This window comes from Streptomyces sp. CA189, assembly GCF_056428985.1.
This window is the reverse complement of the sequence record NZ_JBWJVM010000082.1, coordinates 1-25915: the sequence shown is the minus strand read 5'-3', so window position 1 is coordinate 25915 and position 25915 is coordinate 1. Positions and strand designations below refer to the sequence as shown.

21 protein-coding genes are annotated in these 25915 nt (G+C 73.1%); 16 read left to right on the top strand and 5 right to left on the bottom strand.

Annotation, left to right across the window (positions count from 1 at the left end):
* Positions 1 to 67 precede the first annotated feature (67 nt).
* From AC061S_RS37170 to AC061S_RS37140, 7 genes are all read left to right on the top strand, one after another.
* Positions 68 to 1387 carry a serine/threonine-protein kinase gene (locus AC061S_RS37170; protein ID WP_478690289.1) on the top strand — a complete coding sequence of 440 codons (1320 nt, stop codon included), beginning with the start codon at positions 68 to 70 and terminating at the stop codon, positions 1385 to 1387.
* Positions 1388 to 1406: 19 nt separating this feature from the next.
* Positions 1407 to 2660 carry a 1-deoxy-D-xylulose-5-phosphate reductoisomerase gene (dxr, locus tag AC061S_RS37165; RefSeq protein WP_478690288.1) on the top strand — a complete coding sequence of 418 codons (1254 nt, stop codon included), beginning with the start codon at positions 1407 to 1409 and terminating at the stop codon, positions 2658 to 2660.
* Entirely contained in the window at positions 2657 to 3958 is a 1302-nt protein-coding gene (locus tag AC061S_RS37160; protein WP_478690287.1) for a M50 family metallopeptidase, read from the top strand. Before dxr ends, AC061S_RS37160 begins: the two co-directional genes overlap by 4 nt.
* A gap of 197 nt (positions 3959 to 4155) precedes the next feature.
* Positions 4156 to 5313 (top strand): flavodoxin-dependent (E)-4-hydroxy-3-methylbut-2-enyl-diphosphate synthase, encoded by a 1158-nt coding sequence (ispG, locus tag AC061S_RS37155; protein ID WP_243337575.1) that lies wholly within the window; start codon positions 4156 to 4158, stop codon positions 5311 to 5313.
* Positions 5314 to 5565: 252 nt separating this feature from the next.
* The gene (locus tag AC061S_RS37150) at positions 5566 to 6411 is read left to right on the top strand and encodes a GNAT family N-acetyltransferase (RefSeq protein ID WP_478690286.1); all 846 of its coding nucleotides are present in this window, start codon (positions 5566 to 5568) and stop codon (positions 6409 to 6411) included.
* 58 nt (positions 6412 to 6469) lie between these two features.
* Entirely contained in the window at positions 6470 to 7039 is a 570-nt protein-coding gene (locus tag AC061S_RS37145; RefSeq protein WP_478690297.1) for a GNAT family N-acetyltransferase, read from the top strand.
* Positions 7040 to 7138: 99 nt separating this feature from the next.
* Entirely contained in the window at positions 7139 to 8836 is a 1698-nt protein-coding gene (locus AC061S_RS37140; RefSeq protein WP_478690285.1) for a proline--tRNA ligase, read from the top strand.
* A gap of 137 nt (positions 8837 to 8973) precedes the next feature.
* Here AC061S_RS37140 and AC061S_RS37135 read toward each other — a convergent pair whose 3' ends face one another.
* From AC061S_RS37135 to AC061S_RS37120, 4 genes are read right to left on the bottom strand one after another with little or no spacing between them, the layout of a single operon-like run.
* Positions 8974 to 9882 (bottom strand): slipin family protein, encoded by a 909-nt coding sequence (locus tag AC061S_RS37135; RefSeq protein WP_478690284.1) that lies wholly within the window; start codon positions 9880 to 9882, stop codon positions 8974 to 8976.
* A 44-nt stretch (positions 9883 to 9926) separates the two neighbouring features.
* Complete coding sequence (locus tag AC061S_RS37130; RefSeq protein WP_478690283.1) at positions 9927 to 10829, bottom strand: aminoglycoside phosphotransferase family protein; 903 nt, start codon at positions 10827 to 10829, stop codon at positions 9927 to 9929.
* A 52-nt stretch (positions 10830 to 10881) separates the two neighbouring features.
* Entirely contained in the window at positions 10882 to 11337 is a 456-nt protein-coding gene (locus AC061S_RS37125) for a ferritin-like domain-containing protein (RefSeq protein ID WP_478690282.1), read from the bottom strand.
* The gene (locus AC061S_RS37120) at positions 11334 to 11906 is read right to left on the bottom strand and encodes a hypothetical protein (protein WP_478690281.1); all 573 of its coding nucleotides are present in this window, start codon (positions 11904 to 11906) and stop codon (positions 11334 to 11336) included. The genes AC061S_RS37125 and AC061S_RS37120 overlap by 4 nt, the downstream gene beginning before the upstream one ends.
* A 155-nt stretch (positions 11907 to 12061) precedes the next feature.
* Here AC061S_RS37120 and rimP point away from each other — a divergent pair, with 155 nt between their 5' ends.
* From rimP to AC061S_RS37075, 9 genes are all read left to right on the top strand, one after another.
* Positions 12062 to 12559 carry a ribosome maturation factor RimP gene (gene rimP / locus AC061S_RS37115; protein ID WP_243337559.1) on the top strand — a complete coding sequence of 166 codons (498 nt, stop codon included), beginning with the start codon at positions 12062 to 12064 and terminating at the stop codon, positions 12557 to 12559.
* Positions 12560 to 12561: 2 nt separating this feature from the next.
* The gene (gene nusA / locus AC061S_RS37110; protein WP_478690280.1) at positions 12562 to 13644 is read left to right on the top strand and encodes a transcription termination factor NusA; all 1083 of its coding nucleotides are present in this window, start codon (positions 12562 to 12564) and stop codon (positions 13642 to 13644) included.
* A 188-nt stretch (positions 13645 to 13832) separates the two neighbouring features.
* Positions 13833 to 14120 carry a YlxR family protein gene (locus AC061S_RS37105; RefSeq protein WP_478690279.1) on the top strand — a complete coding sequence of 96 codons (288 nt, stop codon included), beginning with the start codon at positions 13833 to 13835 and terminating at the stop codon, positions 14118 to 14120.
* A 151-nt stretch (positions 14121 to 14271) separates the two neighbouring features.
* Complete coding sequence (gene infB, locus AC061S_RS37100; RefSeq protein WP_478690278.1) at positions 14272 to 17430, top strand: translation initiation factor IF-2; 3159 nt, start codon at positions 14272 to 14274, stop codon at positions 17428 to 17430.
* 163 nt (positions 17431 to 17593) lie between these two features.
* Positions 17594 to 17887 (top strand): DUF503 domain-containing protein, encoded by a 294-nt coding sequence (locus tag AC061S_RS37095; protein ID WP_030161467.1) that lies wholly within the window; start codon positions 17594 to 17596, stop codon positions 17885 to 17887.
* A gap of 28 nt (positions 17888 to 17915) precedes the next feature.
* Positions 17916 to 18389 (top strand): 30S ribosome-binding factor RbfA, encoded by a 474-nt coding sequence (gene rbfA / locus AC061S_RS37090; protein WP_478690277.1) that lies wholly within the window; start codon positions 17916 to 17918, stop codon positions 18387 to 18389.
* Positions 18389 to 19297: a tRNA pseudouridine(55) synthase TruB gene (gene truB / locus AC061S_RS37085; RefSeq protein ID WP_478690276.1), complete on the top strand. Its 909-nt coding sequence runs from the start codon at positions 18389 to 18391 to the stop codon at positions 19295 to 19297. Before rbfA ends, truB begins: the two co-directional genes overlap by 1 nt.
* A 289-nt stretch (positions 19298 to 19586) precedes the next feature.
* On the top strand, positions 19587 to 23204 hold the full coding sequence (locus AC061S_RS37080) for a serine protease (protein WP_478690275.1): 3618 nt from the start codon (positions 19587 to 19589) through the stop codon (positions 23202 to 23204).
* 56 nt (positions 23205 to 23260) lie between these two features.
* Positions 23261 to 24217, top strand: a complete 957-nt coding sequence (locus tag AC061S_RS37075) for a bifunctional riboflavin kinase/FAD synthetase (protein WP_478690274.1) — start codon at positions 23261 to 23263, stop codon at positions 24215 to 24217.
* Between the two features lie 114 nt (positions 24218 to 24331).
* Here AC061S_RS37075 and AC061S_RS37070 read toward each other — a convergent pair.
* Positions 24332 to 25915, bottom strand: a 1584-nt coding sequence (locus tag AC061S_RS37070; protein WP_478690273.1) for a MinD/ParA family ATP-binding protein, incomplete at its 5' end; no start/stop codon positions are given.

Genomic DNA, 25915 nt, shown 5'->3' with positions numbered 1-25915 from the left:
ACGGACGTACGAGGATGAGTACGAGTACGGGTACACGTACGAGCACAGCGCGAGGCGGACGAGAACGATGCCGACGGCCGAGGAAGACCGCACCAGCCGACGGCTGGCCTGGTGCGTGGCACACGTGCTGCGCCACGCACCGGACCACGTCGTCACCGACATGATCGGCCGGCTCGACGAGCCCACCTTCAAGTACCTGTGCCGGGACGAATGGCTGGCGGCCTCGACCGTCACCCTGCTGATCCGCCACGGAGGCGCGGCCGACCGGACCTACGTCGCCCGCAACCCCCGCGTCGTGGGCAGGCCGCTGCCCGGCCGGCCCGGGCCCGCCCGGTACGCCCGCCGCCGGACCCCGCCGGAACTCCTGCCGGTGCTCCGCGCCGAGCTCGGCCGGGACCCCGGCGAGGGGCCGCTCACCGCGGCCGAGCTCATCGGGCTGCTCCGCCGGCACGGCCGGCGCGGGCCGCGGGTCCCGCTGGACGTCCTGGCGCTCCGCCACCACCCGGACCCGGAGCTGCTGCTCGCCGAACACCTCCGCCGGCCGCTGCCGGCCGGCTCCGTCGAAGCCCTGCTGCTCGTCGAGGACCTGCCCCGGGAGACCGTCCACGGGCTGCTCGCCACCGCGGCGCCGGAGATGCGCTCCTGGCAGCGGCCCGCCGTCCGCGCCGTGCGGATGGGCCGGGTCACGCACGAGGAGCTCGTCGCCCACGTGGCCCCCGCACACCGCGCCCTGCTGCTCACCGACCTGACCGGGGCCCGCGGCCTGCGCTGGAGCCTGCCCGAGCGGACGGGGATGCGCACGGCCGTCGCCCGGGCGCTGCGCCCCCTGCGCGACGACCCCCGGCTCTGGGCGGAGCTGCTGCGCCACGCCCCCGCCTTCCCCGGCACCCTGCCGGTCCTGGTGGCCCGGATCGTGCGCGGCACCCTGCCGGAGCCCGCCGGAGGACCACCGGTCCCCGGGCTCGCCGAGGCGGTGCGCTCCGTGGCGCCCGGGGGCGCCGAGCCCGTCGCGGGAGTGGACCGCGAACTGGCCCTGGCCAGCCTCGCGGTGCCCATGGAGTCCGTCCAGGAGGACATCCGGTGGGTGCGCGACTGCCTCGCCCGCGGACTGCTCACCGGCGAGGACGTGATCCGGCACAAGGCGCCCGCCTGCTGGGCCCTGGACGAGGACCACTGGCTGGGTGACGTGGACCACCCCGACCGCCACGAACCGTCCGCCCCGGTGCTCGCCGCGCGGGCCGAGGCCGACCGGCTGTTCGCGCTGGCCCTCGGCTCCGACCCGGACGCCTGGTGGCGGGTGGCCAGTACCCTCCCGGACTTCGCCGGGACGCTCCCGCACCTTCTCCTTCGGGTAACGGAGGGGGGCTCCGTGTCCGGGCGCCCCTGAGTTGCGGCAACATGGGTCCATGAGCGACCGCCCATCCCCCCTTGCCGATCCGCACCTCCTCTTCGACCCCGCGGCCGGCCGTCGGGACATCGTCATCCTCGGCTCCACCGGGTCCATCGGGACCCAGGCCATCGACCTCGCCCTGCGCAACCCGGACCGGTTCCGGGTCACGGCCCTGTCCGCCGCCGGCGGCCGGGTCGCGCTGCTGGCCGAGCAGGCCCGGCTGCTGCGCGTGAACACCGTGGCCGTCGCGCGCGAAGACGTCGTACCGGCCCTCAAGGAGGCGCTGGACGCCGAGTACGGCGCAGGCGAGCCGCTGCCCGAGATCCTCGCCGGACCGGAGGCGGCCACCGAGCTCGCCGCCTCCGAGTGCCACACCGTCCTCAACGGCATCACCGGTTCCATCGGCCTCGCGCCCACCCTCGCCGCGCTGCGGGCCGGGCGGACGCTGGCGCTGGCCAACAAGGAGTCGCTGATCGTCGGCGGCCCGCTGGTGAAGGCCCTGGCGAAGCCGGGCCAGATCATCCCGGTCGACTCCGAGCACGCGGCGCTCTTCCAGGCCCTCGCGGCGGGCACCCGCGCCGAGGTCCGCAAGCTCGTGGTCACCGCCTCCGGCGGGCCCTTCCGCGGCCGCACCCGCGCCGAGCTGGCCTCGGTCACGGTGGAGGACGCCCTGGCCCACCCGACCTGGGCGATGGGCCCGGTGATCACCGTGAACTCGGCGACCCTGGTCAACAAGGGGCTGGAGGTCATCGAGGCGCACCTGCTCTACGACATCCCCTTCGAGCGGATCGAGGTCGTGGTCCACCCGCAGTCGTACGTGCACTCCATGGTCGAGTTCACGGACGGCTCCACGCTGGCCCAGGCCACCCCGCCGGACATGCGCGGCCCGATCGCCATCGGCCTAGGCTGGCCCCAGCGGGTCCCGGACGCGTCCACCGCCTTCGACTGGACCAAGGCGTCCACCTGGGAGTTCTTCCCGCTGGACACCGAGGCCTTCCCGGCGGTGGGCCTGGCCCGGCACGTCGGCGCCCTGGGCGGTACCGCGCCCGCCGTGTTCAATGCGGCGAACGAGGAGTGCGTAGAGGCGTTCCTGGCCGGTCGGCTCCCGTTCACAGCAATCATGGATACGGTCTCTGCCGTGGTCGATGAGCACGGGACCCCCGCCCGGGGAACTTCCCTCACGGTCGCGGACGTCCTTGAAGCGGAGACCTGGGCCAGGGCCCGGGCACAGGAGATGGCGGCTCGGGCCGCCGTGGAGGCGCGCGCATGACCGTACTGCTGACCTTGATCGGCGTGCTCGTCTTCGCGGTCGGGCTGCTCTTCTCCATCGCCTGGCACGAGCTCGGCCACCTCTCCACGGCCAAGCTCTTCGGCATCCGCGTGCCCCAGTACATGGTCGGCTTCGGCCGGACCATCTGGTCGCGCAAGAAGGGCGACACCGAGTACGGGCTCAAGGCCATCCCGATGGGCGGGTACATCCGCATGATCGGGATGTTCCCGCCGGGCGAGGACGGCAAGGTCACCGCCCGCTCCACGTCGCCGTTCCGCTCGATGATCGAGGACGCGCGGTCGGCGGCGTACGAGGAGCTGCAGCCGGGCGACGAATCGCGGCTCTTCTACACGCGCAAGCCGTGGAAGCGCGTGATCGTGATGTTCGCGGGACCGTTCATGAACCTGGTCCTGGCGATGGCGATCTTCTTCGGCGTGTGGATGACCTTCGGGGTGCAGCAGACGACCACCCAGGTACAGACCGTCTCCGAATGCGTGCTCAAGCAGAGCGAGAACCGCCAGGTCTGCAAGGACGGCGACCCGGTGGCCCCCGGCAAGGCCGCGGGCCTGCAGGTCGGCGACGAGATCGTGGCCTTCCAGGGCAAGCGGATCGAGGACTGGGACACCCTCCAGAAGAACATCCGCGGCACCATCGGACCCGCCACCCTCACCGTCCTGCGCGACGGGCAGAAGGTGACGCTCCACGCGAGCCTCGTCGAGAACCGCGTGGGCAAGACCGACGGCCACGGCGGCTACGTCAAGGGCGAGTACGTCTCGGCCGGCTACCTCGGCGTCGGCCCGAAGTCCGTGATCGCCCCGCTCACCTTCACCCAGTCCGCGGACCGGGTCGGCGAGGTCGTCGAGAGCAGCGTGCAGGGCCTGGCCCAGCTTCCGAGCAAGATCCCGGCCCTGTGGAACTCGATCTTCAACGGAGCCGAGCGGGAGCCCGACTCGCCGATGGGCATCGTCGGCGCGGCCCGGATCAACGGGGAGATCGCCACCCTGGACATTCCGAGCGAGCAGCGGATGTCGATCATGCTGAACGTCCTGGGCATGTTCAACCTCTCCCTCTTCCTGTTCAACATGCTGCCCCTGCTGCCCCTGGACGGCGGGCACATCGCGGGCGCCCTGTGGGAGTCGGTGCGGCGGGCGTTCGCCCGGGTCTTCCGGCGCGCCGACCCGGGCCCGTTCGACGTGGCGAAGCTGATGCCCGCGGCGTACGTGGTGGCCGGAGTTTTCCTCTGCTTCACCCTGCTGGTACTGGTCGCAGACGTGGTCAATCCCATTAAAATCACCTGATCGAAAGATCTGCGGGACGTCGTACGGGCCATCCGTACAGCAAACGATCCGGAGCCGGGCACGCATCGTGCCCGGCTCCCTACGTTCGAGTGGCGGTCCACCGGCGATGCGCGGGAGGCGTGCCGGTTGGCGTAATCTCGGACGTTGGAGCCCGCCGATCCCGGCACCTATATCCACACCTTGGGGTTGCACAGCAGATGACTGCCATCTCTCTCGGAATGCCGGCCGTGCCGACGAAGCTCGCCGACCGCAGGGTCAGCCGCAAGATCCAGGTCGGCTCGGTCGCCGTCGGCGGCGACGCCCAGATCTCCGTGCAGTCGATGACGACCACCAGGACCTCCGACATCGGGGCCACTCTCCAGCAGATCGCGGAGCTGACCGCGTCCGGCTGTGACATCGTCCGCGTGGCCTGCCCGACGCAGGACGACGCCGACGCGCTCGCCGTGATCGCGAAGAAGTCGAACATCCCGGTCATCGCCGACATCCACTTCCAGCCGAAGTACGTGTTCGCCGCGATCGACGCCGGCTGCGCCGCCGTCCGCGTGAACCCGGGCAACATCAAGCAGTTCGACGACAAGGTCAAGGAGATCGCGCGCGCCGCCAAGGACGCCGGTACCCCGATCCGGATCGGCGTCAACGCCGGCTCGCTCGACGCGCGACTGCTGAAGAAGTACGGCAAGGCAACGCCCGAGGCGCTGGTCGAGTCCGCGCTGTGGGAGGCCTCCCTCTTCGAGGAGCACGGCTTCAGCGACATCAAGATCTCGGTCAAGCACAACGACCCGGTGGTCATGGTCAACGCCTACCGGCAGCTGGCCGCCCAGTGCACCTACCCGCTGCACCTCGGCGTCACCGAGGCCGGCCCGGCGTTCCAGGGCACGATCAAGTCCGCCGTCGCCTTCGGCGCACTGCTCTCCGAGGGCATCGGCGACACGATCCGCGTCTCGCTGTCGGCCCCGCCGGTGGAGGAGATCAAGGTCGGCATCCAGATCCTGGAGTCGCTGAACCTCAAGCCGCGCCGCCTGGAGATCGTCTCCTGCCCGTCCTGCGGGCGCGCGCAGGTGGACGTCTACAAGCTGGCCGAGGAGGTCACGGCGGGCCTGGAGGGCATGGAGGTCCCGCTGCGCGTCGCGGTCATGGGCTGCGTCGTCAACGGCCCCGGCGAGGCCCGTGAGGCCGACCTGGGCGTCGCCTCCGGCAACGGCAAGGGCCAGATCTTCGTCAAGGGCGAGGTCATCAAGACCGTTCCCGAGTCGAAGATCGTCGAGACCCTCATCGAAGAGGCGATGAAGATCGCCGAGCAGATGGAGAAGGACGGCGTGATGTCGGGCGAGCCGACGGTCGCCATCGGCGTGTAGCTCCCCGCACGGGACCGCGCGGCTCCAGAGGACAACGGTGACGGGCCCGAGGCCGCAGGTGCGGCCCCGGGCCCGTCGGCATGCTGCCCTCGGCATGCGGCCCGTCGGCATGCTGCCCTCGGCATGCGGGCCGTCGTCCTGCGGGCCCCCGGGCGGAACCGGCCCGGGAGGCGCCCCGAGGGGCCTCGGGGGCATCTCGGAGCCGGTCCGGGTACAGTGCGGGGATCAGCAGACTTGCATGGTGAGGCCCCAGTGTTGACGCAGACCACCACCCGGGTCCTTGAGCCCAGTGATCTTGACGCCGCGCTCGACATCCTCGGCCGCGAGCCGGTCGAGAACGCCTTCGTCACCTCCCGGGTCCAGATCGCCGGGCTCGACCCGTGGCGCCTGGGCGGCGAGATGTGGGGCTGGTACGCCGACGGCGAGCTCCGCTCCCTCTGCTACGCCGGCGCCAACCTGGTGCCCGTCTGCGCCGAACCCGAGGCGGTACGGGCCTTCGCCGACCGCGCCCGGCGCACCGGCCGCCGCTGCTCCTCCATCGTCGGCCCCGCCGAGGCCACCGGGCTGCTCTGGCAGCTCCTGGAGCCGAGCTGGGGCCCGGCCCGGGACGTCCGCTCCCGCCAGCCGCTCATGGTCATGGAGCAGCCGTCCACCGCGGTGACCGCCGACCCCCGGGTCCGCCGCATCCGCAAGGACGAGATGGACCTGATCATGCCCGCCTGCGTGGCCATGTTCACCGAGGAGGTCGGCATCTCCCCGATGACCGGCGACGGCGGCCTGCTCTACCAGGCCCGGGTCGCCGAGCTCGTCGCCGGCGGCCGTTCCTTCGCCCGCATCGAGGACGGCAAGGTCGTCTTCAAGGCCGAGATCGGCGCCGCGACCTCCCGCGCCTGCCAGATCCAGGGCGTCTGGGTGGCCCCCGAGTTCCGCGGCCGCGGGCACTCCGAGACCGGGATGGCGGCCGTCGTCGCGCACGCGCTCCGGGACGTGGCTCCCGTGGTCAGCCTGTACGTCAACGACTTCAACACCGCCGCGCGCGCCTCCTACCGCCGGGTCGGCTTCCGCGAGGTCGGCGCGTTCATGAGCGTGCTGTTCTGAGGGTGCTGTTCCGATCTTCCTGTTCGACCCCGCGGTCGGCCAGTAAGGTCGCCGCATGATGCCAACCCCCGCGGGAGAAGACCCCGACCGGCCCGCCGGACTGCGCATCGGGCCCCTCGACCTCGCCTCCCGGGTCGACGAGGCCCTGCGCGTGCAGGCCATGGCCTTCGGGCTCAGCGAGGAGGAGGTCGGCATCCGGCGCTACATCGTCCAGCGCCACATGACCTGCCGCGGCGCCCGCGCGCTCGGCGCGTTCACCGACGACGGGGTGCTCGCCGGGTTCGTCTACGGCATGCCCAACGACCGCACGCACTGGTGGTCCGGAATCGTCGAGCCCTACCTGCGGACCGGCGGCCACGACAGCTGGCTCGACGGCTCCTTCGTGATCACCGAACTCCACGTCCACCCCGGGTTCCAGGGAAAGGGCGTCGGCCGCGCCCTCATCACCCTGATCACCGACACCGCCGCCGAGGAGCGCTCGATCCTCTCCGCGATCGACACCGACAGCCCGGCCCGCGGCCTCTACCGCTCCCTCGGCTACACGGACCTCGCCCGCCAGGTCCTCTTCCCGAGCGCGAGCCTCCCGTACGCCGTCATGGGCGCCCCGCTGCCGCTGCGCAGGCCCTAGTCCGTGGCCTGATCCGTAGGCCCCGACCACCGTTCGCCCCGACCCCGTACGCCCTCAAACCGTTTCCGCGGCCCCCGCCGGCCCCGGTAGCCTCCCGTCATGTCAACGCAACACGTGCAGCGCATGTCCCGCCTCATGGCCAAGACCCTCCGCGAGGACCCCGCCGACGCGGAAACCCTCAGCCACCGCCTGCTGGTCCGGGCCGGCTACGTCCGGCGCAGTTCCGCCGGTGTGTGGAGCTGGCTGCCGCTCGGCAAGCGGGTCCTGGACAACGTCTCGCGCATCGTCCGCGAGGAGATGGACGGGATCGGGGCGCAGGAAGTGCTGCTCCCGGCGCTGCTGCCGAAGGAGCCGTACGAGGTCAGCGGGCGCTGGTCGGAGTACGGGGACCTGCTCTTCCGGCTCAAGGACCGCAAGGGCGCGGACTACCTGCTCGGCCCCACCCACGAGGAGATCTTCACCCTGGTGGTCAAGGACCAGTGCACGTCCTACAAGGACCTGCCGGTCATGCTGTACCAGATCCAGACCAAGTACCGCGACGAGGCGCGGCCCCGCTCGGGCGTCCTGCGCGGCCGCGAGTTCCAGATGAAGGACTCGTACTCCTTCGACGTGTCCGACGAGGGCCTGGCGGAGTCCTACCGGCTCCACCGCGAGGCCTACGTACGCATCTTCGAGCGGCTCGGCCTCGACCACCGGGTGGTGTCCGCGGTGTCGGGCGCGATGGGCGGCTCGGCGTCGGAGGAGTTCCTGGCACCGGCCCCGGCCGGCGAGGACACCTTCGCGGACTGCCCCTCCTGCGGCTACGCGGCCAACACGGAGGCGGTGACCTTCGCCCTGACCCCGGCCGGTGCGGAGCACGGCCCGCTGGAGGAGATCCCGACCCCCGACACCCCCACCATCGAGACCCTGGCGGCGCACCTGGGCGTCCCCGCCTCCGCGACGCTGAAGAACCTCCTCGTGAAGGTCGACGGCGAGATCACCGCCGTCGGCGTACCGGGCGACCGGGAGGTCGACCTCGGCAAGCTCGGGGAGCACCTGGCCCCGGCGGTCGTGGAGCTGGTGACGGCGGAGGACTTCGCCGACCGGCCCGACCTCGTACGGGGCTACGTGGGCCCGCAGGGCCTGGAGAAGGTCCGCTACCTCGCCGACCCCCGCGTCGCGCCGGGCACCTCCTGGGTGACGGGGGCCAACAAGCCCGACACGCACGCCCGGAACGTGGTCTGCGGCCGCGACTTCGAGGTGGACCGGTACCTGGACGTGGTCGTCGTCGAGGAGGGCGACCCCTGCCCCGCCTGCGGCGCCGGGCTGCGGCTCGACCGGGCCATCGAGATCGGACACATCTTCCAGCTCGGCCGGAAGTACGCGGACGCCTTCGGGCTCGACGTCCTCGGCAAGGAGGGCAAGCCGGTCCGGGTCACGATGGGCTCGTACGGCATCGGCGTCTCCCGCGCGGTGGCCGCGCTGGCCGAGCAGACGGCGGACGAGCGGGGCCTGTGCTGGCCCGCCTCGGTCGCCCCGGCCGACGTCCACGTCGTGGCGGCGGGCAAGGCGGTGCCGCTCGCCCTCGCGGAGTCGGCGGCGGAGTCCCTGGCCGGGGCCGGTCTCCGCGTCCTCCTGGACGACCGGCCCGGCCTGTCGCCCGGCGTGAAGCTGACGGACGCGGAGCTCATCGGGGTCCCGTGGATCCTGGTCGCGGGCCGCCGCTCGGCGGACGGGGTGGTCGAGCTCCAGGACCGCCGCTCCGGCACCCGCGAGGAACTCCCCTTGGCGGAGGCCCTGTCCCGCCTGACCGCGTAGCCCTGCGGGGCCTTCCCCGGACCCGGTCCTCAAACACGCTGAGTACATTCAGCCTCGCCGGCGTTTGAGGCGCGGGGTCTGGGGCGGAGCCCCAGGGAACGGGCGAAGGGCGGGTAGGGGACAGCCCCGCGCAGCGCCTACCCGCGCACGTCCGGCTCCGCCGGGGGCGGCGGGGACCCGTCCAGGCAGGGCTCTGCGACCGCCCCGGGGCCGAGCCCCGCAGCGGTGTCCGGAGGCGCCGCAGCAGGCGCGGGGGCCGCGCCAACAGGCGGCATCGCCGCAGGCGCCGGCGCAGCGCGCTCCAGGAAGCGCAGGAGTTCCACCGGGAACGGGAGGACGAGGGTGGAGTTCTTCTCCGCGGCGACGGCCACGACCGTCTGAAGCAGGCGCAGCTGAAGCGCCGCGGGCTGGTCCGACATGACCGCCGCCGCCTCGGCCAGCTTGTGCGAGGCCTGGAGCTCGGCGTCGGCGTTGATGACCCGGGCCCGGCGCTCACGGTCGGCCTCCGCCTGCCGGGCCATCGACCGCTTCATCGTCTCCGGCAAGGACACGTCCTTGATCTCGACCCGGTCGACCCCGACGCCCCAGCCCACTGCCGGGCTGTCGATCATCAGCTCCAGGCCCTGGTTGAGCATCTCCCGGTTGGACAGCAGGTCGTCCAGGTCGGACTTGCCGATGATCGACCTGAGCGAGGTCTGCGCCATCTGTGAGACGGCGAAGCGGTAGTCCTCGACCGCGATGATCGCGCTGGCGGGGTCGACGACCTTGAAATACACGACCGCGTCCACCCGCACCGTGACGTTGTCCCGCGTGATGCCCTCCTGCGCGGGTACCGGCATCGTCACGATCTGCATGTTCACCTTCCGCAGCCGGTCGATCCCGGGGACGATCACCGTGAAGCCGGGCGGCCGGATCTCCTCGCGCAGCCTGCCCAAGCGGAAGACCAGGCCCCGCTCGTACTGCTTCACCACCCGTGCCGCGGCGCCCACGTAGACCACGACGCCCACGCCGGCGGCGATTGCCGCTGTCAGCAGTTCTTCGACCATGACGGCCCCCTGCCGGACATACCCATATGTACCAACGGTATGCCCTACAACCAGCCGGCGAACTCCAGCAGCAGCTCCGCGTCCCGCCGCCGTCCGGCGGCCAGCGCCCGGTTGCCCGATTCGACGGCCCGGAACAGGGTCCAGCCCCGCAGCCGGTCCCGGTCCACCTCCAGCGCGTCGGCCAGCTTGTTCACCCGCCGGCGGGCGCCCGAGGCCCCCGCCGAGGAGGCCATCTGGTCCTCCAGCCGGTCCCGCACCAGCCGCGCCAGGTCGTAAGCTCGCTCGCCGACCATCGGGTCCGGTCCCACCGCCAGCCACGGAGCCCGCTCGCCGGCGAGGACCTTGCCCTGCCGGAAGGCCCCGTGCAGCAGCAGCTCCTCGGCCGGCGCCGCCGTCAGCTCCTCGCGGGCCGCGAGCGCCGCGGAGGCCAGCTCCGCCGCCTCCGGGGGAGCCTTGCGGAGCACCTCGGCCTGCGCGGAGGTCCGCTCGGCGACCGTCTCCCAGCCGTGCCCCGGCGCCGGGGCCACCCACAGCCTGCGCAGCGTGCCGCAGGCCTCCAGCAGCGCCTTCGCCTCCGGCAGCGACCGCAGCGAGACCTCGGGGTGCAGCCGCTCCAGCAGCAGCGCCCCGTCCTCCTCGTGATGGCGCGTGTCGAGGACCCGTACCGCCCCGAAGCCGCCCCAGTGCGCCAGCGCGGCAAGTTCCCGGTCGGGCCGGAGCTCCGGCGGGGCCAGCTTCAGCGCGGCCGGGGTCCCGTCGGAGTACCGGACGAGGACGACCAGGCTGCTGCGGCCACCGGGCGCCTGCACCCGCTGGGCCTGTACCCCGTGCCGGGCCAGCGCGGCCTCCGCCAGCCGGGGGAGCTGCTCCAGCCAGTCGGAGACGTGCGCCGATTCCGGCAGCTCGCCGAGCGCCCGTACGAGCCGCTGCGGCGGTTCGAAAGCCATGCGTGCGTGGTCCCTTTCAGCTGTGCCCGGGCTCGTCGCGCATGCTTGCGCGCTAGGTCGGCGGTGTGTCCGCGCGTTCCGTGAGCCCAGGGAAGGCTACGCCGACACCACGCCAGCGTGCCCCGCGCACGGCCGCGGCGCTGAGTGCGTCAGCCGCCTCGCGGCGCAACTGGCCCTCGGCGGCGCGCACCAGATCGGAGTACGCGCCCGCCACCCGGTCCTCGATCCCGGCGGCCAGCCGCTCGGCGTCGGCGGGCGTGCGCACGGTGAACGGCAGCGTGTACGCGGCCTCCGAGGGGCGGGGGGAACCGCCCAGCTCACGCACGGTGCGGGCGAGCGCGTCGCGCCGCGCGAGGTGGCCGCCGTACGCCTCCCGGGCCTCGGCGGAGCGGGCGGCCGAGGCCCGGGCCCCGATCACGCCGTAGCCGTACGCGGCCGCGTGCTCCGCGGCGAGCGCGGCCTGAGCGGCCTCCAGGACCTGCGCGGCGGGGGAGGGTGCGGGGGTCACGAGGAGGCTCCCGGGTTCGAGGTCAGCAGGTACGCGTGCACGTGGCCGCACGCCGCCACGGAGGCGAGCATCCGCGCCAGCTCCCCGGGGGCACCGGCCAGGGAGATCGTCCGGGCCTCCGCCAGGCTCCGCTCGGCGTCCGCGAGGGCGGTCAGCGCGTCGGCGGGCGCGGCGGGCACCGGCACGGCCCCGGGAGCGGGGGGAGCCGCGGCCGCGGCGCCGGACGGGACGGACGAGGGGGAGGCCGAGCCCGGGGCCGCGGAGCGGGAGGGCGGGGACGAGGATGCCGCGGACCCCTCGTCGGCGAGGGCCGCCGTGTGCGCCGCGACCGAGGCGCGCAGCGGTGCCAGGCGCTGCGCGAGGGCCGGATGGGCCGCGGTCGTGGCGTCGTAACGTTCCAGCAGTCCCTCGCTCTCACGAACGGCCGTCTCGCGCATCCGCCGTTCGAGTGGAACCTCGGGGGCCGCGGCGGGCGGCCCGTCGTCGGAGCAACCGCTGAGCAGCGCGGCTCCGGCGATGCCCGCGGCACCGGCGAGCAGGCCTCTTCGCGACGGCAGGATCGAGGGCACGGAGACGTCCTTGGGGGTGATGGCCGGCAGGGTGTGATCACGGTACCCGGGGCCCCGTCCACAGCGCGGACGGCAACACCCCCCGCGACCGGATACCCTTTGACCTGACGCACGACGGAAATCACAACAGCACACGCGGCCGAGGAGTCACCCGGATGAGCACCACCCAGAGCGACAGGCTGCGCGCATTGCTGGAGCCGCTCGTCGCCGCCAAGGGCCTGGACCTCGAGGAGATCGAGACGTCCAAGGCGGGCAAGCGCCGGATGCTGCGCATCATCGTGGACTCCGACGACGGCGTGGAGCTGGACGCGTGCGCCGAGCTGAGCCGCGAGGTCTCGGACCTGCTGGACGAGACCGACGCGATGGGTGAGGACGAGTACGTCCTCGAAGTGAGCTCGCCGGGCGCGGACCGCCCGCTGACCGAGCACCGTCACTACATCCGGGCGATCGGCCGGCTCGTGAAGTTCCAGACGTCGGACGGCGGGGAAGTGATCGCCCGCATCCTCGACGTCGACGACGAGGGCATGGACCTCGAAGTCCCGGGCGTGAAGGGCCGCAAGGCGACCGCCCGCCGCATCGTTTTCACCGACATCGCCAAGGCGCGTGTCGAGATCGAGTTCAACCGCAAGGACAAGAAGGAAGAGGAGGCGTAGTCGTGGACATCGACATGAGTGCCCTGCGGGGTCTGGTCCGGGAGAAGGAGATTTCCTTCGACCTGCTCGTCGAAGCGATCGAGTCGGCCCTCCTCATCGCGTACCACCGCACCGAGGGAAGCTTCCGGCGCGCACGCGTCGTGCTCGACCGCACCAACGGTCACGTGATCGTGTGGGCGACCGAGGACCCGAGGGACCTGGAAGAGGGCCAGGAGGCCAAGGAGTTCGACGACACCCCGTCGGACTTCGGCCGCATCGCCGCGACGACCGCCAAGCAGGTGATCCTCCAGCGTCTGCGCGACGCCGAGGACGACCTGACCTTCGGCGAGTTCCTGGGCCGCGAGGGTGATGTCATCACCGGCGTGGTGCAGCAGGGCAAGGACCCGAAGAACGTCCTCGTCGACATCGGCAAGATGGAGGCCATGCTGCCGGTGCAGGAGCAGGTCCCCGGCGAGGAGTACACGCACGGACTGCGCCTGAAGTCGTACGTCGTGCGGGTGGCGAAGGGCGTTCGCGGTCCGTCCGTGACCCTGTCGCGCACCCACCCGAACCTGGTGAAGAAGCTGTTCGCGCTGGAGGTCCCGGAGATCGCCGACGGCAGCGTCGAGATCTGCGCGATCGCCCGTGAGGCCGGTCACCGCACCAAGATCGCCGTCCGGTCCACCCGCTCCGGCCTCAACCCGAAGGGTGCCTGCATCGGCCCGATGGGCAGCCGTGTGCGCAATGTCATGGCCGAACTGCACGGCGAGAAGATCGACATCGTCGACTGGTCGGACGACCCGGCGGAGATGGTCGCGAACGCCCTGTCACCCGCCCGGGTGAGCAAGGTCGAGGTCGTCGACTGGGACACCCGCTCCGCGCGGGTGACCGTGCCCGACTACCAGCTGTCGCTGGCCATCGGCAAGGAGGGCCAGAACGCCCGCCTCGCCGCGCGCCTCACCGGCTGGCGCATCGACATCCGTCCCGACACCGAGCAGCCCTCGGACGGGGACGACCGCGACCGCGGCGAGCGCCGCGACGACCGGGGCGATGACCGTCGCGACGAGCGCCGGGACGACCGGCGCGACGACCGCCGCGGGGAATAAAACCGCTACCGCCCGGAGCTGTCCGGGCGGTACACAGGAACGGCAGGGACGACAAGAGCCCTGCTCGACGTGCACGGCTGTCCGCCGCCGAGGTTTCGGCGGCGTGACCCGGCACTGGTGATCACGACAACATCCGTTCGATTTTTCGCCCGAAGGGGTGAGGTCGGTGCGGGGAGGTAGACTTAAGCGTGTCTGGCCGGACGCAAGCCCGCGCATGCCCCGAACGCACCTGTGTGGGGTGTCGGGAGCGAGCGGCCAAGAGCGATCTGCTGCGCATCGTGGCGGTCGGTGACAAATGTGTCTCCGATCCTCGCGGTACGCTGCCCGGCCGGGGTGCCTACGTGCACCCCGCCGTGGTCTGCCTCGACCAGGCTGTCCGCCGTAGGGCGTTCTCCCGGGCCTTCAAGTCCGCAGGACCGTTCGACGCGGCGGAATTGCACGAAGCCGTGGCCGATGAGGCCGAGGCGACACCGTAAGCAAGTAGTACGGCACGGATCACCGTGCGGTCAGGTACCTCGCGAGTTGGAAGTAGGTCGAGATTGCGATGAGCACCCCTCGATGAGTACGCGATGAGTACGAGCATGAAGTAGAGACGGTCCGGCGTAACCCGGACCTAAAAGGAGCGAAGTGGCTAAGGTCCGGGTATACGAACTCGCCAAGGAGTTCGGAGTTGAGAGCAAGGTCGTCATGGCCAAGCTCCAGGAACTCGGTGAGTTCGTCCGTTCGGCGTCCTCGACGATCGAGGCGCCGGTCGTACGCAAGTTGACCGATGCTTTGCAGGGCCCCGGCGGCAACGCCGGCAAGTCCGCTGCGAAGCCGGGTGAGCCCCGCAAGGCCGCCCCCGCCAAGCCCGGGGTTCCCACCCCGGGTGCTGTTGCACGTCCCGCTGCCCCGAAGCCCGGCGCCCCGGCCCCCAAGCCGGTCGTTGCCGAGGCCCCGGCCGTCAGCGCCCCCGCCCCGGTGACCCCGACCGCCGCCCCCGGTGGTCCGCGTCCCGGTCCCAAGGCTCCGGCCGCCCCGAAGCCCGCTCCGGCGGCTCCCGTGGCGACCGAGTTCTCCGCGCCTCCGGCGGCTCCGGCAGCCTCGGCTCCGGCGCGCACCGAGCGTCCCGCCGGTCCCGGCGCGACCCCCGGCCCGCGTCCGGCGCAGCAGCGCCCGGAGCGTCCGGCCCAGGGCGGCCAGTCCGGCGCCCGTCCCGGCGCTCCGCGTCCGGCCGGTGCCGCTCCGGCGCGCGCCGAGCGTCCCGCCGGTCCCGGTGCGCAGGCACCGCGTCCGCAGGGCGCCCGTCCGGCCGGTCCCCGTCCGGGCAACAACCCGTTCACCTCTGGTGGCTCCACCGGCATGGCGCGCCCGCAGGCGCCCCGTCCGGCCGGCGCTCCCCGTCCCGGTGCCCCCGGTGCCGGTGGCGGCCAGGGTGCCCCCCGCCCGCAGGGCGGCCCCGGCGGCGCTCCGCGCCCGCAGGGTGCCGGTGCGGGTCGTCCGACCCCGGGCGGCATGCCCCGTCCGCAGGGCGGCGCTCCGCGTCCGGGTGGTGCCCCCGGTGGTAACCGTCCGAACCCGGGCATGATGCCGCAGCGTCCCGCTGCCGGTGGTCCCGGTCCCCGTCCCGGTGGCGGCCCCGGTGGCCGTGGTCCCGGTGCGGGCGGTCCCCGTCCCGGCGGCGCCGGTGGCGCCGGTCGTCCCGCGGGCGGCGGCTTCGCCGGTCGTCCGGCCGGTCCGGGCTCGCGTCCCGGCGGCGGTGGCGGCTTCGGTGGTCCCCGTCCCGGTGGTGGCGGCTTCGGCGGCGGTCCGGCTGGTGCCGGTGGCGGCGGTCGTCCCGGCTTCGGCGGGCGTCCCGGTGGTCCCGGTGCCCGTGGTGGCACGCAGGGTGCCTTCGGCCGTCCCGGTGGTCCGGCGCGTCGTGGTCGCAAGTCCAAGCGCCAGCGTCGCCAGGAATACGAGGCCATGCAGGCCCCGTCGGTCGGCGGCGTCATGCTGCCGCGTGGTCACGGCGAGACCGTTCGCCTGTCCCGCGGTGCCTCCCTCACCGACTTCGCGGAGAAGATCAACGCCAACCCGGCGTCGCTCGTCGCCGTGATGATGAACCTCGGCGAGATGGTCACTGCCACGCAGTCCGTCTCCGACGAGACCCTCGAAATGCTGGCCGGCGAGATGAACTACGTCGTTCAGATCGTCAGCCCGGAGGAAGAGGACCGCGAGCTCCTCGAGGGCTTCGACATCGAGTTCGGCGAGGACGAGGGCGGCGAGGAATTCCTCATGCCGCGTCCGCCGGTCGTGACCGTCATGGGTCACGTCGACCACGGTAAGACCCGACTGCTCGACGCCATCCGCAAGACGAACGTCGTTGCGGGCGAGGCCGGTGGCATCACGCAGCACATCGGTGCGTACCAGGTCGGTACCGAGGTCAACGGTGAAGAGCGCAAGATCACCTTCATCGACACCCCGGGTCACGAGGCGTTCACCGCCATGCGTGCCCGTGGTGCCAAGTCGACCGACATCGCGATCCTCGTGGTCGCGGCCAACGACGGCGTGATGCCGCAGACGATCGAGGCGCTCAACCACGCCCAGGCCGCCGGCGTTCCGATCGTCGTCGCGGTCAACAAGATCGACGTCGAGGGTGCCGACCCGGTCAAGGTGCGCGGTCAGCTCACCGAGTTCGGTCTGGTCGCCGAGGAGTACGGCGGCGACACGATGTTCGTCGACATCTCCGCCAAGCAGGGTCTGCACATCGACTCCCTGCTCGAGGCCGTCGTCCTCACCGCCGACGCCTCGCTCGACCTGCGCGCCAACCCGGAGCAGGACGCTCAGGGTATTGCGATCGAGTCCCACCTCGACCGCGGCCGCGGTGCCGTCGCCACCGTCCTCGTCCAGCGCGGTACCCTCCGCGTCGGCGACACGATGGTCGTGGGCGACGCCTACGGCCGAGTGCGCGCCATGCTCGACGACAAGGGCAACAACGTCGAGGAAGCGGGTCCCGCGACCCCCGTCCTGGTCCTGGGTCTCACCAACGTCCCCGGCGCCGGCGACAACTTCCTCGTCGTCGACGAGGACCGCACCGCCCGTCAGATCGCCGAGAAGCGTGCTGCGCGTGAGCGCAACGCCAACTTCGCCAAGCGCGTCCGCCGGGTGTCCCTGGAAGACCTCGACTCGGTCCTCAAGGCCGGTCTGGTCCAGGAACTCAACCTCATCATCAAGGGTGACGCGTCCGGTGCGGTCGAGGCTCTCGAGTCCTCGCTGCTCCAGCTCGACGTCGGCGAAGAGGTCGACATCCGCATCCTGCACCGCGGTGTGGGTGCGGTCACCGAGTCCGACATCAACCTGGCGATGGGCTCCGACGCCATCGTCATCGGCTACAACGTCCGTGCGGCCGGCCGTGCCGCGCAGATGGCGGAGCGCGAGGGTGTCGACGTCCGCTACTACTCGGTGATCTACCAGGCCATCGAGGAGATCGAGGCGGCCCTCAAGGGTCTCCTCAAGCCGGAGTACGAAGAGGTCGAGCTCGGTACGGCGGAGGTCCGCGAGGTCTTCCGCTCGTCCAAGCTGGGCAACATCGCCGGTGTCCTCATCCGGTCCGGCGAGGTCAAGCGCAACACCAAGGCGCGGCTCCTGCGCGATGGCAAGGTCATCGCCGAGAGCCTCACCATCTCCGGTCTGCGCCGCTTCAAGGACGACGTCACCGAGATCCGCGAAGGCTTCGAGGGCGGTATCAACCTCGGCAACTTCAACGACATCAAGATCGACGACGTCATCGCGACGTACGAGATGCGCGAGAAGCCCCGCGCGTAAGCGCGAGGCGGTTCGCACCGTGTCGTAGGTAGCTGTAACACCGGGGCCGGTCGGCGGAATATCCGTCGATCGGCCCCGGCCGTTGCGTGTACGGTTCTGATGACCCTGCCGCGCGACGGCCGGCAGGCCACCGAACCCGCACCGGCGGGATATCCGGAACTGCATGTACGTGGGGACTCTGTCCTTCGATCTGCTCCTCGGCGACGTTCACTCGCTGAAGGAGAAACGCTCCGTCGTCCGGCCCATCGTGGCCGAGCTCCAGCGCAAGTTCTCTGTGAGCGCGGCTGAAGTGGGCGACCAGGACCTGCACCGCAGGGCCCGCATAGGGGTTGCTCTGGTGAGTGGGGACACGGGGTTCCTCTCGGATGTACTGGACCGCTGCGAGCGGCTGGTCGCGGCACGTCCGGAAGTGGAGCTGCTGTCGGTACGACGGCGGCTGCACGGTGATGAAGACTGACCGCAAGACTTAAGAAGGAGACGGACCAGTGGCCGACAATGCGCGGGCGAAGAAGCTGGCGGACCTCATCCGGGAGGTGGTGGCCGAGAAGCTGCAGCGCGGCGTCAAGGACCCCCGCCTCGGTACGCACGTGACCATCACGGACACCAGGGTCACCGGCGACCTGCGGGAGGCCACGGTCTTCTACACGGTGTACGGCGACGACGAGGCGCGGGTCAGCGCGGCGGCGGGCCTGGAGAGCGCCAAGGGCGTCCTGCGCTCCGCGGTCGGCCGGGCGGCGCAGACCAAGTTCACGCCGACCCTGACGTTCGTGGCGGACGCCCTCCCGGAGACCGCCAAGAGCATCGAGGACCTCCTCGAGAAGGCGCGCACCTCCGACGCCCAGGTGCGGGAGGTCTCCTCCGGCGCCCAGTACGCCGGCGAGGCCGACCCGTACAAGAAGCCCGACGAGGACGACGCCGACGACGCTGACGCCGACGAAGACGGGGACGCATCCGCGTAATGAGCACCAACGCAGGGAAGACTCCGGACGGCCTGGTCATCGTCGACAAGCCGTCCGGTTTCACTTCGCACGACGTGGTCGCCAAGATGCGTGGGATCGCCAAGACCCGCCGCGTCGGCCACGCCGGCACGCTCGACCCGATGGCGACGGGCGTGCTGGTCCTGGGCGTCGAGAAGGCCACCAAGCTCCTCGGCCACCTCGCGCTCACGGAGAAGGAGTACCTCGGCACCATCCGGCTGGGCCAGAACACCCTGACGGACGACGCCGAGGGCGAGATCACCTCGTCCACCGACGCCACCGGCGTCACCCGGGAGGGCGTGGACGCGGGCATCGCCAAGCTGTCCGGCGCGATCATGCAGGTCCCGTCGAAGGTCAGCGCCATCAAGATCAAGGGCGTGCGCTCCTACAAGCGCGCCCGCGACGGCGAGGACTTCGAGATCCCGGCCCGCCCGGTGACCGTCTCCTCGTTCCAGGTGTACGACATGCGGGAGGCGGAGGCCGAGGACGGCACCAAGGTCGTCGACCTCGTCGTCTCCGTCGTCTGCTCCAGCGGTACGTACATCCGCGCGCTCGCGCGGGACCTCGGCGCCGACCTCGGCGTCGGCGGGCACCTCACGGCGCTGCGGCGCACGCGGGTGGGCCCGTACAAGATCGACCGGGCGCGCACGCTCGACCAGCTCCAGGAGGAGCTGACCGTCATGCCGATCGGCGACGCGGCGGCCGCCGCGTTCCCGCGCTGGGAGCTCGACGCCCGGCGGGCGTCGCTGCTGGCGAACGGCGTGCGGATCGACATGCCGGAGGAGTACGAGCCCGGCAAGGCGGTCGCGGTCTACGGGCCGGACGGGCAGCTGCTCGGGCTCGTGGAGAGCAAGGGCGGCAAGGCGAAGTCGCTCGCCGTCTTCGTCTGATCCGGCCGATCGGCCGATGCGGCTGATCCGCCGGACCCGGCCGAGGCGGCGGCCGCCCGGCCTTCGATTGACGTGGAGCGGTGAGCGCACAGGGACTGCTGCTCACCGCTCCACGACCCCCCTCGGGTAGGTCTCTATCCACCCGGACCCCCTTATTCACCCGTCCGAGCAGGCGCTCGGAGTGAATGGAGGGAGCGTAAGGGGGCGCTTTCGCCACGCGTGCTGTTCTTGCTGATCTTCACCTGCCTACCGTCGTGCCTACGGGGCACGCGCGGCGGGGAGTGGTGCGGTGACGGCGGAACTGATCAGGATCTGCGATCTCGCCGGGCGGCCGCGGGGGAGCGGGTTCGTCGCGGACGACCGCGGGACGGTGCTCACCAGCCACGCGGCGGTGGACGGACTGGCCCGGTTGGTCCTGCACGGGCCGGCGCCGGGGGAGCGGACCTGGACGGCGGGGGCCTCGGACGTGACCGCCCTGCCGGAGCTTGGACTGGCGCTCGTACGCAGTGACGGGCTCGGGGTCCGGCCGCTGCCGGTCGCGCCGCGGGGGGTGATCGCTCCCGGGACGTACGTACGGCTGTCCGCGCGGGGCTGGCGCCAGGCGCGGGTGCTCGGCGCGGCCGAGGCCGCCTACCGGGCGACGGACCGGTCGCACCTGCTCCCCGCGGCGCTGGAACTCGCCATCGGGACCGACGGGCGCGACGCGCTGCGGCTCGGCGGCGAGGTCTGCGGGGGGCCGGTGCTGGACGCCGGAACCGGAGCGGTGCTCGCGGTCTTGGGCACCGCTCTGCGGGCGGAGCACCGCTCCGGGGGCCTCGCCGTGCCCCTCGCGGCCGCGGCCGCCGCCGATCCGGGCGGGCCCCTCGCCGCGCTGCTGGAACGCAACGCCGCCACCGTGCCGGGCTACGGCGCCGACCTGAACCTCGCGGGAGCCCTGCAGCTCACCGGGACCACCCTGGGCGCGGCCCTCGCCGCCGGGGGACCGGAGCCGGTGGACCGCCCGGCGATCGCCGCCGAACTCGACGCCTTCACCGCCGGGGACCGCCCGGTCCTCGCCCTGGTCGGCCGTCCCGGCACCGGCCGCACCACCGCCCTCGCCGCCCTGGCGGTACGCCGAGCCCGCGGCCCGCGCCCGGCCCCGACCCTCTGGCTGCGCGGCGCCGACCTGCGGGCCGAGGACACCTCGCTGGCCGACGCCGTGGCCCGGGCGCTGACGGAGGCGGGCCGGATCCTGGAAGTGCCGGCCGCCGGTCCGGGGCCCGACCCGGCGTCGGAGCTGGCCGCACTCGTGGCTTCGGCCGGGCGGGCCCTGCTCGTCGTCCTGGACGGGCCCGAGGAGATGCCGCCGCGGCTCGCGGGGCGGGCCGGGCCGTGGACCGCGGCCACCGCCGCCTGGCTCGGCGCGAGCGGGGCCCGCCTCGTCCTGGCCGCCCGTCCCGAGCACTGGGAGTCGGCCGGGCGGCTCTACCCGCCGGGGATGCTCCACACCCCGGCCCGGCCGGCCCGGCGGCTGCCGCCCGCGGTCCCGATCGGCGATCTCACCCCCGAGGAGGCGGCTTCGGCCCGCGCCCGGCTGGGGATCCCGGCCGACGCCGTCGCCGGAGCCGACGTCCGGCACCCGCTCACGCTGCGGCTGCTCGCGGAGATCCGCGCGGCCGGGGTCACCGCGGGCGGTCCGTCGCGCGACGAGGTGTTCGCCGCGTACCTGGACCTGCTGTGCCTGCGCGTGGCCGTCCGGGTGTCCGCCGCGCTCCCGCAGCCCCGCAGACCCGGCGGGGCCGCGGACCCGGGCGGCGCCGACGGGCCGGACCCGGCCGGGGTGCACGGACCCGGGGCGGCCCGGCTGGCCGCGCGGGTGGCCGGGCGGGTGCACGAAGCCGCCCGGCGGTGTCTGGGACCCGGCCGGGGACACGTGGACCGGGCCTCCTTCGAGGAACTGTTCCCCTGGCGGTCGGGGTGGGCCTCCGCGGTGCTCGCCGAGGGGCTGCTGGGGCCTGCCGGCGAGGGCTACCGCTTCGCCCACGAGGAGTTCGCCGACTGGGTGCAGGCCGCGCACCTGGACCTCCCCGCCGCCCTGGACACCCTGGGCCGCGACGTGCCCCGCCACCGCATCGGGCCTGTGCTGGAGGCCCTGCGCCTGCTTCCGCCGGGGGAGCGGGCAGCGGTGCTGGCACGGCTCGTGGCCCTGCTCGGGGAGGCCACCGGCCCCGAACCCCGGTGGTGGGCCGCCCGCCTCGTCGGCGAGACCCTGCTCGGCGCCCCCGACGCCACGCCGTACCTCCCGGTCCTGCGGGACCTGGCCGGACACCTGGCCGGACACCAGGCCGGACACCAGGCCGGGCCCGCCCCGGCCGGCGGCACCCGGACCCCGCCCGGGACGGACGGACCGCGCCCGGCCCCGGCCCCGGCGGACCCGACACCGGCCGGCTCCGCGGCGTACGCGGGCGCCCTGGGCGACCCCGGCCCGCCAGGCGTCACCGGGTGGGCGGGACCCCGTACCGCAGGGGACCCGCGGAGCCCCGAGGAGACGGGCGGCGCGGGGATCGCCCAGGACTGCGGGGACTCCGAAGAGGGGGAGTTCGGGGGGTGGTTCTGGACCCGGGTGCGGGTGGCCGAGGCCGAGCGGTTCGCACTGCTGAGGGGGCTGGTGCCCCATGACCACCGCCTCCTCGATGCCGCCGCCCGGCGGCTGGTCCGCGCACCGCGGCTCGTGCAGCCGCTGCTCTGCGGCTGGTTCCGCGACGAGCGGCGGCTGACCGGGCGGCCCGGGGCCACCGTCGCCACCGCCGCGCAGGCACTGCTGCACACCCACCGCAGCCTTGCCGTCGACGACCTCGCCGAGGCGCTCGTCACCGCCGCGCACCCCCGCGCCGACGAGCTGCTCGCCGTACTCGCCGAGGACGAGCCCTCCGCCCTCAGCCGGGCCGTGGACCGCTGGGCCCACGACGAACGGCCCGGCCGCCGGGTCGCGGCCGCCGCGTACGGGCCGCTCACCGCCCCGCACGTACGGACACCCGCCGACCGGGAGCTGCTGCGCTACGCCGCGCAGGCCCTCCTCGCCCGCCCCGCGGACGCCTCCCTGCACGGCAGCGCCCTCGGGATCCTGCTCCGCGACCCCCAGGTACGGGCCCGCTACCTCCCCGAGGCACTCGCCTGCTTCCGCGACCCCGGGCGCGGTCCGCGGCTGCCCGCCGCCGCGCTGGTCGCCGCGCTCCCCGTGCTGCCCGACCCGGACGCGGTGTTCGCCGCCCTGCGGGAGCGGGCCGACGGGGAGGTCGTGCGCGCGCTGGCCGCGCTGACCACGCCGGGCCTGGCGCGGCGCGCGGCCGATCTCGTACGGGACCACCTCGCGGGGCATCCGCAGGACGCCGCGCACGCCGCGGAGTTCGTGGACCGGCGGCTCGAACAGGGGCTGGCGGCCGCCCCCGTGCTCCGCCCGCTCGTCCGGGACCTGCTGGGCTCCGGCCCGCCTCCGGTCCGGGCCGCGCTGGCCGGCGTACTGGCCGCCCCGGGCACGGAGGCCTCGTACACGCTCCGCGGCGAGCTCGCCGAGGCGCTGCTCCGCGAGGAGCTCGACCCGTCGGTGCTCGACACCTTCCTCGGCGCGCTGGCGGCGGGGGCGGCCGCGGGCGCCCCGGACCGTACCCGGGAACTGCTGCGGCGGACAGGCCGGCAGCTGCTGCGGGCACCGGGCGGGCCGGCCGTCTTCGAGCGGCGCACGGTCGAGCTGGCGCGCGCCGAGCCGGCCTTCGGGGCGCTCGTGGCCTCCTGGCTGGAGCGTGCGCCGCAGGAGGCGGCGGCACTGCTGGGGCCGAGCGCGCGCCGGACCGTCGAGACCCTGGCCCACAGCGCGTGCCCGCCGCACGACGCCGATGATGGGCAGCGGCCACCGGCATGGCAGTCTTAGACCTGCAATCGGCAACCAGGACAGGGCCTAAAGGGTTCGGGCGAGGAGCGGTCACAGTGCAGCGCTGGCGTGGCTTGGAGGACATCCCCCAGGACTGGGGACGCGGCGTCGTCACCATCGGCTCCTACGACGGCGTCCACCGGGGTCATCAGCTGATCATCGGACGGGCCGTGGCCAAGGCCCGGGAGCTCGGCGTCCCCTCCGTCGTCGTCACCTTCAGCCCGCACCCGAGCGAGGTCGTCCGCCCCGGCAGCCACCCGCCGATCCTGGCCCCCTACGACCGGCGCGCCGAGTTGATGGCCGGGCTGGGTGTGGACGCGCTGCTGATCCTGCCCTTCACGGCGGAGTTCTCGCAGCTGTCCCCGGCCGACTTCATCGTGAAGGTGCTCGTCGACAAGCTGCACGCGCTGGCGGTCATCGAGGGGCCGAACTTCCGCTTCGGCCACAAGGCCGCCGGCAACGTCGAGTTCCTGCGGCAGCTCGGCGCCACCTACGACTACGAGGTCGAGGTCGTGGACCTGGTCGAGCGCGGCGAAGCGGGCGGCGGAGTGCCGTTCTCCTCCACGCTCGCGCGCAAGCTCGTGGCGCAGGGCGACATGGACGGCGCGGCCGAGATCCTGGGGCGCCCGCACCGGGTCGAGGGCGTCGTGGTGCGCGGCGCGCAGCGCGGGCGCGAGCTCGGCTACCCGACGGCGAACGTGGAGACGCAGCCGCACACCGCGATCCCGGCCGACGGGGTGTACGCGGGCTGGCTCACGGCGGACGGCGAGCGGATGCCGGCGGCGATCTCGGTCGGCACGAACGTGCAGTTCGACGCCACCGAGCGGACCGTGGAGGCGTACGCGATCGACCGCATCGGGCTGGACCTGTACGGCATGCACGTGGCCGTCGACTTCCTCGCCTACGTGCGCGGGATGGCGAAGTTCGAGTCGCTGGACGGGCTCCTGGAGGCCATCGCGGACGACGTGAAGCGCGCGCGGGTGCTGACGGACGCGTACGACGCGGAGCGCTGACGGCCCCGAGGGCCGACGGGCTGACGGGCTGTTGGACTGGAACAACGGGCGAGGGCCCGTACCGTCCCGGGGAATCCGGGGGTGGTACGGGCCCTCGTGCGCGTGCCGGCTCCGTCAGCCCAGGCGCGGATCGCGCGGGGGCCCGCCGGGCTGGGGCTGACCGGGCTGCTGGGGCCAGGGCTGGCCGGGGGTGGGGTAGGGCTGCTGCCCGTACGGGGGCTGCGGCTGCTGGGGCTGCTGCGGCTGTGCCTGCGGCTGCGGGTAGGGCTGCTGGGGCGGCTGCGGCTGGCCCCAGTGGTTCTGCGGCGCTTGCTGCTGGGCGCGGATGAAGTCCTCGGCGACCAGGGCGGAGAGGTTGAAGTAGGCCTCGCGCGTCTTGGGCCGGAGCATGTCGAGGTCCACCTCGGCGCCGGCCGCGAGGTGGTCGTCGAAGGGGACCACGACGACACCGCGGCAGCGGGTCTCGAAGTGCCGCACGATGTCCTCGACCTTGATCATCTTGGCAGTCTCGCGGACCCCGGAGATCACGGTGAGGGAGCGCGAGACGAGGTCGGCGTATCCGTGCGCGGAGAGCCAGTCGAGGGTGGTGCTGGCGCTGCTCGCGCCGTCCACCGACGGGGTCGAGATGATGATCAGCTGATCGGCCAGGTCCAGGACCCCGCGCATGGCGGAGTAGAGGAGGCCGGTGCCCGAGTCGGTGAGGATGATCGGGTACTGGCGGCCGAGCGTCTCGATGACGCGGCGGTAGTCCTCGTCGTTGAAGGCCGTCGAGACGGCCGGGTCCACGTCGTTGGCGATGATCTCCAGACCGGAGGGCGCCTGGGAGGTGAACCGGCGGATGTCCATGTACGAGTTCAGGTACGGGATCGCCTGGACCAGGTCCCGGATCGTGGCCCCGGTCTCGCGGCGCACGCGGCGGCCGAGGGTGCCGGCGTCGGGGTTCGCGTCGATGGCCAGGATCTTGTCCTGGCGCTCGGTGGCGAGGGTGGCGCCGAGGGCGGTGGTGGTCGTGGTCTTGCCGACGCCGCCCTTGAGGCTGATGACGGCGATCCGGTAGCAGGACATGACCGGGGTGCGGATCAGCTCCAGCTTGCGGCGCCGCTCGGCTTCGGCCGCCTTGCCGCCGAAGCGGAACAGGCCGCCACCGGGGGCGTTGTTGCCGCTCTTCGCCTTCTGCCTGCCGCGGAGCAGGCGGTCGGAGGACAGCTCGACGGCGGCGGTGTAGCCGAGGGGGGCTCCGCCGGAGGGCTGGGGGGCGCCGTAGCGGGGATCGTGCCCGTGGGGGCCCTGCGGGCCTTGGGGGCCGGGGCCCTGGGGGCCTTGCTGCCACTGACCGCCGCCGCGGGGGTCGGCGTACTGCTGCTGCTGCTGGGCGGGCGGGGGGAACCCGTAGCCGGGGTCCGGCTGCTGGGGCTGGGGCTGGGGCTGCTGTTGCTGCTGCGCGGGCGGGAATCCGTACCCGGCCTCCGGCGTCTGGGGCTGGGGTCGGGGCCGCGAAGGCGGCAGGATGTCGTATCCGCCGCCCTGGGAGTCCGCGGATGCGGGCAACTCCGCTGACCACTGCGGAAGTTCGGAACCGGACGCCGAGTCGGACCCGGCGGATCCCTCGAACGTGTCCGCCGCGCGCGGCGCCGGAATGACCGTCCCCGCGGGGGGAGTGGGCGTACGCACGATGCCGCCGTACGGAGCACGGCACCC